Source organism: Prevotella veroralis (assembly GCF_018127765.1).
Taxonomy (GTDB): domain Bacteria; phylum Bacteroidota; class Bacteroidia; order Bacteroidales; family Bacteroidaceae; genus Prevotella; species Prevotella veroralis.
The window spans coordinates 1,234,718-1,249,399 of sequence record NZ_CP072330.1 but is presented as its reverse complement, the minus strand read 5'-3'; the positions used below and the strand labels follow the sequence as shown (position 1 = coordinate 1,249,399).

Here is a 14,682-nt window from a genome sequence, read left to right as displayed (position 1 = left end):
TGTATTGTTACTTTTGCTTGTTAATTAATTGAGATAATCTTGCTACGCTGGTCAACCTCAGGTGTACCATTATAGTCTTTCAACTTACCGAGGATAACAACAGTCTTACCAACAGTAAGCTGTGAGGCTGTTGCTGTGGTGAACTTAGCACCATTCAACCAATAGCCACGGAATACCATGAGGTGATTGCTGGTTGTGCCGTCATTTGATATGTAATATTCAGCATTACCATAAGTGCCTGTATCAACACTGTTGACTAAAGATATCTTACCTTTTATATAGTACTCTGTTGCATCGGCATGACCAGAAGCAATGTAAGCTAAGGCACGGGTTACATCAATAGGATTAGCAAGAGTGCCATCACCAGTACCTGGAAGCCCTGCAAATGGATCAACTCTTTCTGCTGGTTTAATATCATCCAAAGAGCGAATGATGATTTCCCACTGGTTGTTGAAACGCTTGATGATACCTGTGATATCCACCTTACCTGTTGGAACTTTAGCATTTGCAAAGTCGGCAAAATTACTGTTATATACAATTACCTTTTTCCCATCCTGCTCATTCAATGTCCAGCTTACGCTACCTGCGCCACCATTAGCATCAGCGAAGGTGTCTTTTACCTTTGCGTTGTTGCTACTCTTGAAACTAACGTTACGGATTACACCGAGCTTACCTCCGTCTGTATCAAGGTTCCATGTTGTAGGTGTTGAACCTGTTGCAAAGAGGGTAGGCTCAACTTTATGTCCTGTTGAAAGAATCTTGTAGTGTTGATCCCAAGCGGCACGACTAATTCGTCCAATGACATCTGCACCTGTTGCATTCTTCGATGGTACACCGATTTGAGCCTGTTTACCATAGTTACCGACATAAAGATCCTTCAAGCTAACCAACACTTCTGTACCAACAGGTAGTGATCCATAGAGTCCACCCTGCGCTACACCAACAATGATAGCACCTGTTGCATCTTGCAAGGCTAGTTCTTGATAGATATTGCCTTGTACATCAGAGCTAGTAACAATCGCCTTAATCTTTACATCATTATCAACTTTTGCAAAGCTGCGACCATCACGATAGTCGGTAGCAATGTAAGTTGCAAAGTTATTCTTCAGCTGTGCAATAGTAATGACATTCGTCTCTGTCAGTTCGTTATTACCATAAGGAGCTGGTGCATTCTCGTCTGGGTCAGTATAACCATCGTTCATGCAAGATGCGAAGAGAGCGCATACAGCTGCCATTATTAAATACTTAAATCTTACCATAATCGTTTCTGTCCTTTAGTTTTAGAATTTATATGCGACGTTCAACATGCCATTGATACCATTTACATAGTATTTCTTTGGGTTGCGATAGAAGTCGTAAGCACGTGTTGTTGCAGCACCAGTTGCTCTATTAATAGTATAGTTACTGCGGCTCTGCTCATAGCCACCACTAACAATCTTCTGATTGTTGAGGAGGTTCGTAATCATCAAGTTGATAGACAAACTTCCATGTGGCAAATAGAGACTCTTTCCAATGGAAGCATCCAACATGAATCCCCCTTTGCCTTCACTTTGTGCGTATGGAGTATAGTTTCCGTCGGCATCCATACCACCGAGTGTGGTACCCATTGTGCGGAGAGTGTTACCATAACGCAAACTTGGAGCGTATGAGAGATAGATGCGATCGTAGTAGTTGCCACTCAAGTCGATGAACCAACCTGCCTTGTGGAAGCTGAGGATACCACTATATACACTCAGAGGAGTGCTTGCTTCGTGCATACCCTTGTTGTAAACAACATCCTTATTATATGTACTCTTTGTAGAGTTCATGTAAATAGCATCAGCATTATTGATGTTTTTAGCTTCACTCCATGTTCCAAGTGCCTTAAAGTTTAAGAAGCTATTAATCTTAAAGTCGAGTCCTAACTCAACACCATAATAATTCTTCTTTATGTTAGTCATGCTAACATAAGTAAATGAGTTAGCATCATCGAAGTAGAAGTTCTGCCATTCAGTTACGTGTGTCATGTGGTTGTAATAACCGCTAAGGTTAGCATGTAACCAACTGCCAGAGTACTGATAACTCAATTCGCTTGAGAAGATTCGCTCGTTACGAAGGTTGAGGATAAAGTCGTTGTTCATCTCTGGAGAGGCAAAAGCATTGCTTGCACTAGGTGCGCGGTGTTCGTAACCTAAGCCTAAAGAAAGCGCATTACCACCGCCGAGCGTAAGAGTACCACTTGTCTTCAAACCTCCATAAACGAAGTCTGCATGCTTGCTCTTACCGTATGAGTTATCTGCAAACATACCATTGCGCATGTGACCATTACGATACATGTTATCATAGCCTAATCTACCAGCTACCATGTAATTCAACTTCCCAATGGTTTCGTTGTAACTAGCCCATAGTTGACCACGACGTACGTTGATGTTATAGTCATAACCGAACTTATCACCTTCATAAACAAGATTTCCCAAGCCTTTTGTACCCATTGTGTTGAGGTCATATTGTATGCGCGAATCATTAGCAGCGTATGTTCCAATAGCGTAAGTATTTACGTTATGGAAGCTCTTAGCACCTAATAAATCTTCCATTGTCTGATAATGACGCGCGAAGTTCTGACCAAGTGCGAAGCCAACATTAAGAACCTTATTCTTACCAATATGGTTGGTAAGAGTTGAAGAGAGTGTTGTTGTTAGGTTGTCAATGTGCTTTGCTTGTAGATAATAGAGCGCATCTTGTCCATTAGCAGCGGCTTGCCTATTAGCATAGTAAAGGCGATCCCATTGAATCTGGCGATTCTCCTTGTTGCCCCACCATGCAACAGCTGTCTTCCAATCAGCGTATGCCTGTGATGTACGATAGCGTACATCGCTCTCATTCCATACGTCAAAGTAACTACTTGGAAGGTTCTTCCAATAATCTGGCTGTGGGTTATCACTATTGTTGTAATTCAACTTTGTACTCTTATACATTGAGTACTTAGCGAAGAGACTCGTTGTGAGTTTCATCTTCTTATTGATATCCCAATCCCAAGTAAGGATTGCAGAAGGTGCGAAATCGTTTACAACACGGCTGTTACGCTTGCGCCCTTCTTGATAACCCCAATAAGGATTATACTGATAATCATTAGCAAGCCAATATGCCTCATCAGTACTTGCGCCTTGAGAAGCACGCTCGGTTGGATTACCCCATGTAGATAATGCCAATGAATGACCATTGTTCCATTTCTTCTGAACACCGAAGAAATAAGATAATGAATTATAGAATGTGCCTTCAACATAACCACGATTTGCCCAACGATAAGCAACACTTGCTGCGATAGCCCATCCTTTAGCATTGAATCCGGAAGCATAGTTGTACATACCACGGAGGGTGTAATTGCGGTTAGCACCAGAAAGAGTGATACGATGACCAGCAGCCATAGAACCTGCACGGAAGTCATAATTGTTGCTTCCTGCTAATCCTGTCATTGAGAAATTATTATTCTCAAAAGGTAGAGCGAAGTCAACGTTGCGTGTTTGTTGGTTGATACCGCCAACCATAGAATAGCGGAACTGCCCACTTTCCATGTCATTCATCGGTGCTCCATTGATGTAGATGTCGTTGTACTTCTGGTTCAATGCACGATAACGAAAGCGCATTGGAGAGTAAAGAAAGCCTACTTGAGAAGCATAAACATTACTATTTGAGTTAAGAATCGTGACATTGTCGTTCATGTCATTGTCTTCACCAAGTTGTGCTTCGGTGAATGTGAACGCTGATTCATCCATAGCGTTGGCTGTTTGTTCCTGTTGGTTCGTTTCCGTTTTAGTGTTTTGTGCCACCATAATAGAAGAACTACAAAGGGCTAAAACAGCTAGTGTCAGCTTTTTCTGCATAGTTGATTACATTAATATATGTTATACTTTGAGTGCAAAGTAACGAAATAAATTTTAAAAAGAAAAGGTTTTTTGATTGATTTTTCGGCAATTATGCCTAAATGTCGGATTATTTAGCGACATTTGCAAAAGTAAATACTCCATCATCCATTAGTTGGTTCATAGATGGAATTATGCACTACTGATAATAAACAACAACATTTAATGAGAATGAGAAAGTTACTATTCGCTCTTATTTGTACCCTTTTGGTTGGTACATCAGCTTCTGCTCAGAAGAAGTTTTCTGTTTATGCCGTTGGCTTTTATAATCAAGAGAATCTGTTTGATTGCACCCATGATGAGGGAAAGAACGATTATGATTTCACACCGAATGGTAGTTATCATTGGAATGAGATGAAATATAGCCATAAGTTGCATAACATGTCAACAGTATTGGCAGAGATGGGAACGGATGTTCTACCGAATGTTGGCTGTGCGGTGATTGGTTTAGCCGAGGTTGAGAATAATCATGTCATGCGTGATCTAGTAGCCCAGCCAGCTTTGGCTGCTCGTGGTTATAAGTTTGTGCATATAGAAGGTCCTGATCATCGTGGCATTGATTGCGCTTTGATCTACAACCCTAATCTTTTTACTATTCGCAATACAAAGTTAGTTCCATACGTTTATGATCTTCCGCAGGACAGTACACGTGCAACCCGTGGATTCCTTACTGTTAGTGGAACCTTAGCTGGTGAACATTTGACGGTTGTCGTTTGTCACCTTCCTAGTCGTAGAGCTAGTTCTTATTATCGAGAGTTAGGTGCGAAACAGGTAAAAGCGTTGAAAGATTCATTACTTCTTAATGATCCACAGGTAAAAGTATTAGTAATGGGTGATATGAATGATGATCCAACGAATGAGAGTATCCATGAGTGTCTATCTGCGAAAGCTGAAATTAATGAGGTAGGTGCTGATGATATGTATAATCCATGGTACAATCTCTTAGTAAAGGAGGGAACAGGAACCTTGCAATATCAAGGTAAATGGAATCTCTTTGATCAGATTATTATGACGCCTAATCTATTAAATAAGGATGGTAAAAAGGATTTCTCTCAGTTGAAGTTCTGGAAGAATCAGATCTTCCGTCGGGATTATCTCTTCCAGGAAACGGGTAAATATAAAGGAAATACAAAGCGTACTACGGCTGGTGGTGTTTGGTTGGATGGTTATTCTGATCACTTGCCAGTAGTAACTTATTTTGTTAAGCAGCAGTAGTTGTAGAGGGTTATTAGGCTAATTAGGCTAATAGGGCTAATAAGGCTAATTAGTCTAATTTGATAATAATAAGACAATGGAAATAGAAACTCATCCTTTTGAGCCATGGTTACCGAGTAATGCGAAGTTATTATTGTTAGGAACTTTCCCACCAGCCCCAAAGCGGTGGTGTATGGAATGGTATTATCCTAATTACACAAATGATATGTGGCGCATATTTGGTTATATATTCTTTGGTGATAAGCAGTATTTTGTAGATGAGGAAAACAAAACTTATAAGTTAGAACTACTGAAAGCCTTCCTGAAAGAGAAAGGAATTGCGATCTTCGATACTGCATTACGCATCCGAAGAACAACTGGAACTGCGGCTGATAAGGATTTGGAGATCGTAGAGCCAGCCGACCTTGATGGTATGCTTCGTGTTTTACCAGAGTGTAAAGCTGTATTGGCAGCGGGACAATTAGCTACAAAGGTATTTACAGATCATTATCAAATAGATGCTCGTAAGATGAAGATGGGCGACTATAAGGAGTTTTCATTCGAAGGGCGAACCCTCAAACTCTATCGCGAACCCAGTAGTAGTCGCGCCTATCCGATGAAAGTCGAGAAGAAATCTGAATATTATGTACAGATGTTGAAGGACATAGGATTATTCAATGAATGATAGTCCGATAATAAAAAAGGAAATAAAATCAAATAAGATGAAAGATAAGATTACAATCATTGGCATTGCTGGCGGTACAGGTTCTGGAAAAACCACCGTAGTGAAGAAAATTGTTGAGAGTCTTCCTCCTCATTACGTGGCAGTTGTTCCATTGGATTCCTATTATAATGACACGACGGGACTTACCGATGAGGAGCGAAAAGCTATCAATTTTGACCATCCTGATGCCTTCGATTGGAAGTTACTGATAAAGCAAGTGAACGATTTGCGTGAAGGAAAAGCGGTCGAACAACCCACTTATAGCTACATTCTCAGCAATCGTTTGCCCGAAACTATCCACGTAGAGCCCAAACCAGTCATTATTGTTGAGGGAATTATGGCATTGAGCAATAAGCGATTGAGGGATATGATGGACCTAAAGATATTTGTAGATTGTGATTCTGATGAGCGTCTTATCCGTAATATTCAGCGTGATACAATTGATCGTGGGCGTACTGTTTCCATGGTTGTTGAGCGTTATTTGGAGGTTTTGAAGCCTATGCACGAGCAATTTATTGAGCCAACAAAGCGTTACGCTAATCTGATTATTCCGCAAGGTGGTGAGAATGTGAAGGGAATCAACATCCTTTGCAGGTATATTGAAGGGTTGATGCCAAAGAAATAAATTGATAAAGATGTGCTTCGGAAGGCACATCTTTTTATTTTTGTAGCCTTATCAGATGAATTAAAGAGGTGTAGAGAGTTTTATTTGTGCGGACAGACAAGGGCGTCTGTCCCTACATTAAGGGAGATTGTTAGCTTCTTTAATTTGTAATAGAATATTGCTAATTCCGAGCTTGTAATTGCATTATTTTCGACGAGTATAAGAGTTGTACTCAAATACGCGAATTATGAGAGCTTTTTCGTAAGTTTATGTAAGGCGTTGAGAATCAGTATTTTATAGAAATCAATCCTACTATTTACTCATAAGTATTATACTTTTTTAGCAAAATGTACCTACATTTTCATAAAAACGGAGGTACATTTCACTAAAAACGGAGGTACATTTCACTAAAAACGGAGGTACATTTCACTAAAAACGGAGGTACATTTCACTAAAAACAGAGGTACGTTTCACCAAAAACGGAGGTACGTTTCACCAAAAACGGAGGTACGTTTTACCAAAAACGTATATACGTTTCTATTTTAAGGGATATTTCTTCGATTTAAAACGCTAGATTGAAAATTTCGTTTGTAAAGTATATTCTAATAATAAGGAGGTTATGAACAGTCTGTCATAACCTCCTTTTCCTCTTTTCTGGCTATTTCTTTTTGAAGAAACAGACCTATCGGAATCTTAGAAACAAGATTTTAATATTCAATTTTATCTGTCTTTTTATTCCAAATTCGGAATGCCTCGAGCCCTTCCTCACGCATCAAAATCTCTGAAGGCTTCTTGCGATATTGTGGTTTTACTTCTATCTCTTGATAGATAAAATCGTCATCAAAACCTATATCGGCAGCATCTTTTCGGTCATTTGCATAGTAGATCTTATCCAAATGTGCCCAATAAATTGCGCCGAGGCACATAGGACATGGCTCGCAGGAGGTGTAAATCTCGCACCCTGTGAGGTCGAAAGTGCCCAATTTCTCGCATGCTTTTCGGATAGCTGTTACTTCAGCATGTGCCGTTGGATCGTTATAAATCGTGACACCGTTGCTTCCTTCTGCAATAATCTCACCTTTACGTGCGATGATAGCACCGAAGGGACCACCGCCATTGCGCACACTTTCGATGGAAAGCTCTATAGCCTTCCGCATTAATTCTTCTTTCGTCATTGTTTGATTTAGCTTATTGTTATTTAATCTTTTGCTAATATTCGTGGATAAAGTCGATTGAAAACATCGCGTAACATGGTTTCGTTTTCAATCGTCTTACGTATTATTTCGAGGTTTTTCGCATTCGGTGAAACTGGAATCCATAGTTTGAGATAGCCCGTCCGACTATACTTTTCCTTCATGTGATTGCGGAATCGTTCCCACATTTGTTCCTCATTCTTCTCAGGATAATTCTCAATTCCGTAGAGAATGGCACGTGAGAATACGATTTCTGGCTCAAGATCGCGGTCGGCTTCAGCCACAATTTTCCCGTAAATGCTCCTTGGCGTGCGTGAACAACTGGCACGATGATCCTCAACAGCCTCCTTCATTATCTTTAATTGCTCGGGTGAAAACCACTTTTTGAGCCTTCCATCTGCCATAAGAATCTTGCCGCTTGTGATGTGATGGATAGCCCGAGGTCCCTCCATTCCTAGGTCGTGATAGGCAGCAATGACATACACCATGTTGACATCGGCGCCTGTTGCGGTGGCTAATGCTAATGAGTTTTTGATAACTCGCTGCACATGTCCGAGTCCATGACTCCTTCCAAACGCATTATAACGGGGTAGAATCTGCTGTTCGATAAATGTCATTATTTCGAGATTGGGCTGTTGCATGGGAATTGTTTGTATTTAAAATATGAAGAAATGGGGTGAGATTGAGGGAGAACGGCTAATGGGGCTGATGCAATATTATGAAATAAGCACCACGATTGTGGTTAGTATTCCATAGATTAGGATATTCCGAGCCGTGAGAGCCAGCACCTTATTTAGTTCCCGCCCTTGCTTGATTTGCACCATATACCGCTGTGTTTTGGTATGCAAGAAGATATAAGGAATATAGATAATCAGTGGGATTACGTAGGCTTTCCACCCATTGTTATCGGGGCTGATGCGTCCTTGTATGGTGAAAATGATAGCGAGTAAACCTAAAAAGTTATAGAGTTTTTCTGCTTTCTTTGCTCCGATTCTCACAATTAGAGTCATCTTTCCGCTCTTCTTGTCGTTGTCTCTATCCCGATAGTTATTGACGATTAGGAGCGTATCAATAACCAATCCGCAAGCAATGCTTGTCATAATTACCTCAGGATAAACGCCTTGTAACGTGGAAGGAAGGATAACGTAAGTGGTAAAGGTGACTGGAATGATACCGAAAAATACCAACACAAGTACATCACCCAAGCCTAAATAGGAAAAAAAGGTGGTGTATAAGAAGGCGAAAAGTACGCAGGCTGCACCAACAAGTACCATTTGCCATCCGCCATAAAATACGAGAGGAAGCCCAACGAGACTAGCGAGCAGAGAGGTAACGACCAATCCTTTGTGCATAGCTGACAGTGTGATCCATCCTTCCGTACAGGCACGTTTAGGACCAAGACGCGTCTCTTTGTCGTCACTTCCCTTTACGCAATCGAAATAATCATTGATAAAATTAGAGTCAATCTGCATTAAAAAGGCAAAAAGGAAACAGAGTAGGGCGGGGAGGAAACGGAAGTTTTCAGCTCCACCAATCTTCCAAGCCCATGCTGTTCCTATCATTACAGGGACAATAGCACCCGTCAATGTCTTTGGACGAGCTGCAAGAATCCATGCAGATAGACTATTAGTTTTTATATTGTCACGTTCTGAAATCATTTATTATAATGATGGTAAAGTCCCGATGAGGCTTGTTTAGTTAAAGAAGTTCCAACTAATACCGAATTTTAGAATACGTGGATTCAATGGATAATGCGGTGTGAAAAGATAATTTCCACCACTTCCCTCATTGAGATGCGTGAACATTATGTAGAAACGTGTGTGTTGTAATTGGAAGTTAGCATAAGCATCTAAGAGTGGATAATTACCAATCTTAGTCTTACTTGCAGCCGTTTCCTGTATTCCGAATGTGCCCATTCCCGGGATATATTCTGGAGCATAATAACTTGTGAAGTAGCGCATATCAACACCCAAGTCACATTTTAGCACATGTGCAATCTTGAATCGGATGAACAGATTACTATAAGCATTGAAAGTAGGTACTGGTAAAATGTCTTCCTTACTTGACTTTTGCAATGTCAGTACATTCTGCCAGTTGAGTATGCCTAGTTGAAAGTCCTGTTGCAGTTGTAAGGTAAGCAAACTAATAGGACTACTTGCTTGTCTAACATTCACATTGTTGTGTTGTACGAGATAGTTGTCACCACTTCTTACACGATCATTCTGAAGTCCGAAGTAGGTGTAGTTTTTTAAAACATCATAGCCAACACGTACCTTTGTGCGTGTCCGTTGTAGTGACAATTCGCCTAATATGCGTGAATGAATCTGTTGATCAAGGTTGTTATTCCACCAATAATGCTTGCCATAGAACTGCTCCATATAGAAAGAAGGAGCCGAACGATGCAAGAAGGCCGTAGCCGCTAATTGTATCGTATCGCCGAATAAGGGGAATCCAACGTCTGCGTGACCGTCAAGATGGAACTGTCCGGCACGAGTTCCTACCAGCCATGCCTCCGCACTGATGTCGTAATGGAGTGTCTTTCCTTGCGCCTTGAGGAGTTGCCCTCCTACAGAAATGTCATGTTGATTCCATTTCTGTGAACCATTGATGAAAGCCGTGGCAGGAGGAGTAGCTGCTGTAATTGCAGGTAATTCATAATGTCTTAACTCATAAGATACAAAAGCTTTCAATCCTGCCTTTGCCCATTTATTGAATCCTTCGAGCAATGCTACCGCAAATGTATTCTTAAAGGACCAATGCTTTGTTCGGTCGTAAATAGAATCATTTGCAGTTGTTCCATAGCTAAAGTAATTCTGTGCATAGTAATCTGTTGGGGTATCGTAAGCCTGATAGATGCGTCGATAATTATCGAATCTAGCTGTATGAATAAAACTCGTCACTGGGACATATTCTTCCTTCATCCATTGAGAAATAGAGTCTTTTGCTGCCTTATCAGCCTTATTCAATCTTGCCATCTGGGCGGAATCTTCTAGGTTTACCACCTCACGATTTCCCATTTTAAGACTATCAGCTTTATGATTAACCTGCGCAACATCACCCGCAATGACGGCATTATCAGGGCGTCCAGAGGAACGATGTTCCTTGTCGTATGCTTCCTCATCAAAGGTATCACCATTTGCTTTTGCTATTCGGCGCGCCTTTTCCTTCGCTTTTGCCTCTGCTTGAGCTTGTTGTGATTTGAGGGCAAACTTCTTTGCCTTAATCTCTTCCTCGGTCATTGGTATCTTGCGGAAGAATCCCAGACTATAGCGATGGTTGAAGAAGATATGTTGGTTATCATTTCTATTCCAGTTTTGTTTTAAGACTGTAGGAATTTCATCCTCATTGTATGAATCATTGAAAGACTCTGGGTGAGTGATATAGGCATCATTTGTGATACCACCATTCTCTGTTACCTTTTGATGATTGAGAGAAAGGAGTAGATGAGCTTGATAACGTTCGCCTAAATAGCTTCCCCACATCGAATAATTGAAGTGGGACGTACTTTGATTGCTATAATATCCACGACCATAGAGGTAATCAAACTTGAATCCGAAACCCCATTCTTTGCCAGCATTAACAGCAAAGAGTGCCTTAAAACGATCTTCTCCGTTGGTCCTATTACCAGCGGTATTATAGGAAAGAATAGTAATCGGGGAGAGGGTAGAGGTAAATTGAAAGTCCCCTGGTTGCACGATGAACATATCATACGGATCTACAAAGAAGAATTCCGAAGGTAGTTTTCTATCAATAAAGATTCTGTTCTGCCGTGGAGAACCGAGGTTCCCTAGTGTATTGTATTCGCCTCGAAGTCCTGTACTTAGTCCTCTGTTCATGAACATATAAGATAAGGTATCAGGGATAGCAGGTTTGCGATCACCGAAACGTTCATCTATTGTCCATACCTTCATGCCACGTGGAATCTCCTTATGCTGACTTTGGATAGAATCGGAACGACCCAAATTGCGGTCTTTTCGGTATCCATCTGCAGCAAATGTGCCATCATCTATGGGGCGGTAGTCATTGTTCTGTGCCATTGCAACGATTGTTGAAGCAATGGAAAGAACAATCAATAATATGTATCTTCTCATTAACGGATAAAACGAAGTATGCATTCGATAATCTTAAAGACCATCGCAGCAAGGATAATGATAATACCTGTTGTGGTTGATTCGCTTAAGAAGTAAACTGCTACACCCACGATTGCACCAAGCATAAAGATAATGTTTAGTTTCTGGCGAATCGGTAAGAAGCGGTCTTTGGGTTCTTGCCTGTGTAAGCGATGGTCGGGTCTTCGTGCTGTACTATTTTGTATTTCCATTTGTTGGTTATTTGCTTGTTATTAATTAAAAGAGGAATAGCCGTGCTGTTCTCCTTTTATTGTAGGGCTTCACGGAATCCTTGGAAAATACTATCTTTACGGTCGATAGTAGCTTTGCGGAACTTACCAGATACAGGAAGGAGACGCGTCTGTTTCTTATTCATTGAATAGTGGTCAGTAATCCACTTCTCCGCTGTATAATTGGTTACATTTCCCTGAACATCATAACTATATGTGATTCTACTCATACTTAATGTAGCCAATCCATCCTTACATGTTGCTTGTAGCACATAGTTACATTGTGTATAGTCGAGGGATAGAAATGTAGAAGAAAAAATGAGCTTCTCTCGTATTGTTGCGATGATACTGTGCTCATTCTTATTCACCAATGCTACCTTACTACCTTCTAATTGGTTGCTTCCTTCTGTGAGTTTGGTTAGGTAAGCGTATGCCTTATCATATAATTCAGTTGCTGTCGCACCAGGAACATTAACATCTTCTGTCCATATAACTTGTCCATTTACTTCAGGTACAATGCCTGGTTGAAGATAAATATCATTTGTGTTCTTACTGTCTACAACTTTATTATTTGCCTTTACTGCTGCTTTATCAGGAGTAGTAGGTACAACCCAAGCATTAGAATTACCCTCTTTCTTTGGTGTGGAATCAGTGGTTGTGCCTTCTTTCTTATTACTATCCTTATTCGCTTCTTCCCTTATCTTCGCAGCCTCTCGTGCTACTCGTTCGGTTTCTGCTTTTGTCTCAGCAATCTTTCGTTGTATAGCTTCAGCGTCTTTTTTAGCCTTCTCTGCTGCTTCAGACTTTGCTTTAGCCGCATTTTGTTTCGCCTTTTCTAAAGCTGCTTTCGCTTCTTCTAATTGGCGTTGTGCCTGTTCCAATTGCTGCTCTGGCGTAAGAGTTGTTTGTGCCATAGCCATCAAAGGAAGGCACATGAATAAGAATATTAGAGTCTTCTTCATATTTCTAAACTTTATCAAGTGTCAAAATGATAAGCAAAGATAAGGAATTATACTTATATAAGGGATGTTTATAAATACTTTTAACGTTTTCTTTCCTCATGCTATAATCGTTCTTTCATATAAGTTCCCTATGCTGCAATTACGTTTCCTATATAATATAAGGCGTAATTCCCTTCCATCCTCCCCAGCAAACAGTACTTTCTACTCCCCTCTCCATTCGGAGAGGGGTTGGGGGTGAGGCTGGTTGGGTCGAGTGTTGAGGCTTCTTTTTTCTTAATTTATTTGGTTAGTTAATTTATTCTTCTTACCTTTGCCGCCGTGAAACAATTAGCAATGACATGTCAAGTGAACGAAGTACTGCAAAGAATTATCGAATTCTTTGCATCTTTTTGCACTTTATCTTTGGTCAATCCAAATAATTTGCTAACACACACATTCGCACCTAGCGTCTACTAACACATTTTTTCTTCTCGCATACGCGCGCGAAGCGTGCCGTAACCCCTGTAAACAAAGGACTTCCAAGTGTTTCCTTTGTTCGCTTTTTTATGCCCTTTTTTGAACTCGATTTAGAGCAAAATAAGAACGAAATAACAACTATTTTAATCAATGAAGTAATGAGAAAAAAGCAAGTAAAGAAGAGTTATTCTGCACCAGCGTGCATGATAATTCAAGTCAACGAAGCCACTTATTTGATGGATACGTCTTTCCCCAGTCAGCACAGAAAGGCAAACCATGCTACTGGTCCAGCTGCTGCCAAATCTGCAGGTTTATGGAATGATGAAGACTTAGAAGATGAAAGCACATCTTCATGGGAAGATTAACAGAGAGTTATTAACAAAGAGAACAAAGAAAAGATGAAGAAAACAATGAAACAACATTCATTCGCATCACAACTAAAGTCCTTGGCACTCGTATTCGGCATAGCCTTGACTTTTGCATCCTGCGCTAACGAGGATGTAGCACAGAACCCAACCAACCCAAATGAGGATAACGACAAGAACCTAACCACTTTCGTGGCAGGTGACGAGGCAAAGACTCGCACATCACTGGATTACAACAGTAGCGACTTCTTTTGGGAGAAAGACGACTATATCTACGTAAAGGATGACGACGGTGTGTTGCAGAAGAGTAGTAATGCGCCAACAAGTAAGGTTACTTCCTTCCGTTATAGAGTTCCTGGTAAGTTTGGTGCAAGTGCAAGCTATAAGGTTTATTACTTGGGTAAGAACAGTAACGGTAGCCAAGTAACCATTTCTGCTAACCAAACGCAGACAGCCCCAGACAACACCGAGCATTTCGGCACTGCAGGCGACTACGGTACTGCTACGGCAACAGGAGCAGTAGGCGGTAGCATCTTTAGCTTTCAGTTAGAGCATCAGCCAGCTTACCTTGTCTTCCAGCCTTATACAAGTAATACAATTCTGCAAAACTGTTATTTAACTAAGGTGGAGGTAACCTCTGATAACGATATAACCGAAACATATAGCATCAATACAACTACAGGTGCTTTGGACGCTTCAGCAGGTACAGGCAGCAAACAAATCGTCTTGACCACAAGCGGCAGTCGTACTAATCCTAACGGCTTCCCACTAAGCAACAGTTCAGCCAGCGTAAGTACTAACGGCGCTTATATGGTAATTAAGCCTGGAACTCATATCTTAAAAGTACGTTACTGGGTAAAAGACGTAGCAACGAACGTAGAGGGTACTATCACGAAGACGCTTCCTGCCACAGCTTATGCTTCCAAAAGATTCAAGATATTTGTAT

The 14,682-nt window shown here is 40.8% G+C and carries 12 protein-coding genes and 1 pseudogene; 5 read left to right on the top strand and 8 right to left on the bottom strand.

Annotated features, from left to right (window positions below):
- Nucleotides 1-20 precede the first annotated feature (20 nt).
- Together J5A55_RS05235 and J5A55_RS05230 are read right to left on the bottom strand one after the other, a co-directional pair.
- Nucleotides 21-1,259 (bottom strand): DUF5689 domain-containing protein, encoded by a 1,239-nt coding sequence (locus tag J5A55_RS05235; protein WP_004384470.1) that lies wholly within the window; start codon nucleotides 1,257-1,259, stop codon nucleotides 21-23.
- A gap of 21 nt (nucleotides 1,260-1,280) precedes the next feature.
- Complete coding sequence (locus J5A55_RS05230) at nucleotides 1,281-3,860, bottom strand: TonB-dependent receptor (RefSeq protein ID WP_004384471.1); 2,580 nt, start codon at nucleotides 3,858-3,860, stop codon at nucleotides 1,281-1,283.
- A 210-nt stretch (nucleotides 3,861-4,070) separates the two neighbouring features.
- Here J5A55_RS05230 and J5A55_RS05225 point away from each other — a divergent pair, with 210 nt between their 5' ends.
- The 3 genes from J5A55_RS05225 (at nucleotide 4,071) to udk (ending at nucleotide 6,442) form a co-directional block, all read left to right on the top strand.
- A complete protein-coding gene (locus tag J5A55_RS05225) occupies nucleotides 4,071-5,114 on the top strand; it encodes an endonuclease/exonuclease/phosphatase family protein (RefSeq protein ID WP_039851554.1) in 1,044 nt (347 codons plus the stop codon).
- A 76-nt stretch (nucleotides 5,115-5,190) separates the two neighbouring features.
- Nucleotides 5,191-5,778: a uracil-DNA glycosylase family protein gene (locus tag J5A55_RS05220; RefSeq protein ID WP_004384473.1), complete on the top strand. Its 588-nt coding sequence runs from the start codon at nucleotides 5,191-5,193 to the stop codon at nucleotides 5,776-5,778.
- A 37-nt stretch (nucleotides 5,779-5,815) separates the two neighbouring features.
- Nucleotides 5,816-6,442: a uridine kinase gene (gene udk / locus J5A55_RS05215; protein WP_039851573.1), complete on the top strand. Its 627-nt coding sequence runs from the start codon at nucleotides 5,816-5,818 to the stop codon at nucleotides 6,440-6,442.
- A gap of 686 nt (nucleotides 6,443-7,128) precedes the next feature.
- Here udk and J5A55_RS05210 read toward each other — a convergent pair.
- The 6 genes from J5A55_RS05210 to J5A55_RS05185 all read right to left on the bottom strand — a co-directional run bounded on the left by J5A55_RS05210 (nucleotide 7,129) and on the right by J5A55_RS05185 (nucleotide 12,915).
- Nucleotides 7,129-7,596 carry a nucleoside deaminase gene (locus tag J5A55_RS05210; RefSeq protein WP_004384476.1) on the bottom strand — a complete coding sequence of 156 codons (468 nt, stop codon included), beginning with the start codon at nucleotides 7,594-7,596 and terminating at the stop codon, nucleotides 7,129-7,131.
- Between the two features lie 23 nt (nucleotides 7,597-7,619).
- Nucleotides 7,620-8,255 carry an HD domain-containing protein gene (locus tag J5A55_RS05205; RefSeq protein ID WP_004384477.1) on the bottom strand — a complete coding sequence of 212 codons (636 nt, stop codon included), beginning with the start codon at nucleotides 8,253-8,255 and terminating at the stop codon, nucleotides 7,620-7,622.
- A gap of 75 nt (nucleotides 8,256-8,330) precedes the next feature.
- Complete coding sequence (gene menA / locus J5A55_RS05200) at nucleotides 8,331-9,272, bottom strand: 1,4-dihydroxy-2-naphthoate octaprenyltransferase (RefSeq protein ID WP_004384478.1); 942 nt, start codon at nucleotides 9,270-9,272, stop codon at nucleotides 8,331-8,333.
- A gap of 36 nt (nucleotides 9,273-9,308) precedes the next feature.
- Nucleotides 9,309-11,705: a putative porin gene (locus J5A55_RS05195; protein ID WP_004384479.1), complete on the bottom strand. Its 2,397-nt coding sequence runs from the start codon at nucleotides 11,703-11,705 to the stop codon at nucleotides 9,309-9,311.
- Complete coding sequence (locus J5A55_RS05190; protein WP_004384480.1) at nucleotides 11,705-11,935, bottom strand: hypothetical protein; 231 nt, start codon at nucleotides 11,933-11,935, stop codon at nucleotides 11,705-11,707. Before J5A55_RS05190 ends, J5A55_RS05195 begins: the two co-directional genes overlap by 1 nt.
- Nucleotides 11,936-11,991: 56 nt before the next feature.
- A complete protein-coding gene (locus J5A55_RS05185; protein ID WP_004384481.1) occupies nucleotides 11,992-12,915 on the bottom strand; it encodes a DUF4468 domain-containing protein in 924 nt (307 codons plus the stop codon).
- 614 nt (nucleotides 12,916-13,529) lie between these two features.
- Between J5A55_RS05185 and J5A55_RS05180 the strand changes: the two genes are divergently transcribed.
- Complete coding sequence (locus tag J5A55_RS05180; protein WP_039851575.1) at nucleotides 13,530-13,736, top strand: hypothetical protein; 207 nt, start codon at nucleotides 13,530-13,532, stop codon at nucleotides 13,734-13,736.
- Nucleotides 13,737-13,769: 33 nt separating this feature from the next.
- A pseudogene (locus J5A55_RS05175) lies at nucleotides 13,770-14,669 on the top strand (hypothetical protein); the annotation flags it as partial.
- Nucleotides 14,670-14,682: the final 13 nt, after the last annotated feature.

Excerpts from the sequence above, each read along its gene's own strand:
- J5A55_RS05235 (WP_004384470.1), bottom strand. The coding sequence starts at position 1,259 with ATGGTAAGATTTAAGTATTTAATAATGGCAGCTGTATGCGCTCTCTTC.
- J5A55_RS05230 (WP_004384471.1), bottom strand. The coding sequence starts at position 3,860 with ATGCAGAAAAAGCTGACACTAGCTGTTTTAGCCCTTTGTAGTTCTTCT.
- J5A55_RS05225 (WP_039851554.1), top strand. The coding sequence starts at position 4,071 with ATGAGAAAGTTACTATTCGCTCTTATTTGTACCCTTTTGGTTGGTACA.
- J5A55_RS05220 (WP_004384473.1), top strand. The coding sequence starts at position 5,191 with ATGGAAATAGAAACTCATCCTTTTGAGCCATGGTTACCGAGTAATGCG.
- udk (WP_039851573.1), top strand. The coding sequence starts at position 5,816 with ATGAAAGATAAGATTACAATCATTGGCATTGCTGGCGGTACAGGTTCT.
- J5A55_RS05210 (WP_004384476.1), bottom strand. The coding sequence starts at position 7,596 with ATGACGAAAGAAGAATTAATGCGGAAGGCTATAGAGCTTTCCATCGAA.
- J5A55_RS05205 (WP_004384477.1), bottom strand. The coding sequence starts at position 8,255 with ATGCAACAGCCCAATCTCGAAATAATGACATTTATCGAACAGCAGATT.
- menA (WP_004384478.1), bottom strand. The coding sequence starts at position 9,272 with ATGATTTCAGAACGTGACAATATAAAAACTAATAGTCTATCTGCATGG.
- J5A55_RS05195 (WP_004384479.1), bottom strand. The coding sequence starts at position 11,705 with ATGAGAAGATACATATTATTGATTGTTCTTTCCATTGCTTCAACAATC.
- J5A55_RS05190 (WP_004384480.1), bottom strand. The coding sequence starts at position 11,935 with ATGGAAATACAAAATAGTACAGCACGAAGACCCGACCATCGCTTACAC.
- J5A55_RS05185 (WP_004384481.1), bottom strand. The coding sequence starts at position 12,915 with ATGAAGAAGACTCTAATATTCTTATTCATGTGCCTTCCTTTGATGGCT.
- J5A55_RS05180 (WP_039851575.1), top strand. The coding sequence starts at position 13,530 with ATGAGAAAAAAGCAAGTAAAGAAGAGTTATTCTGCACCAGCGTGCATG.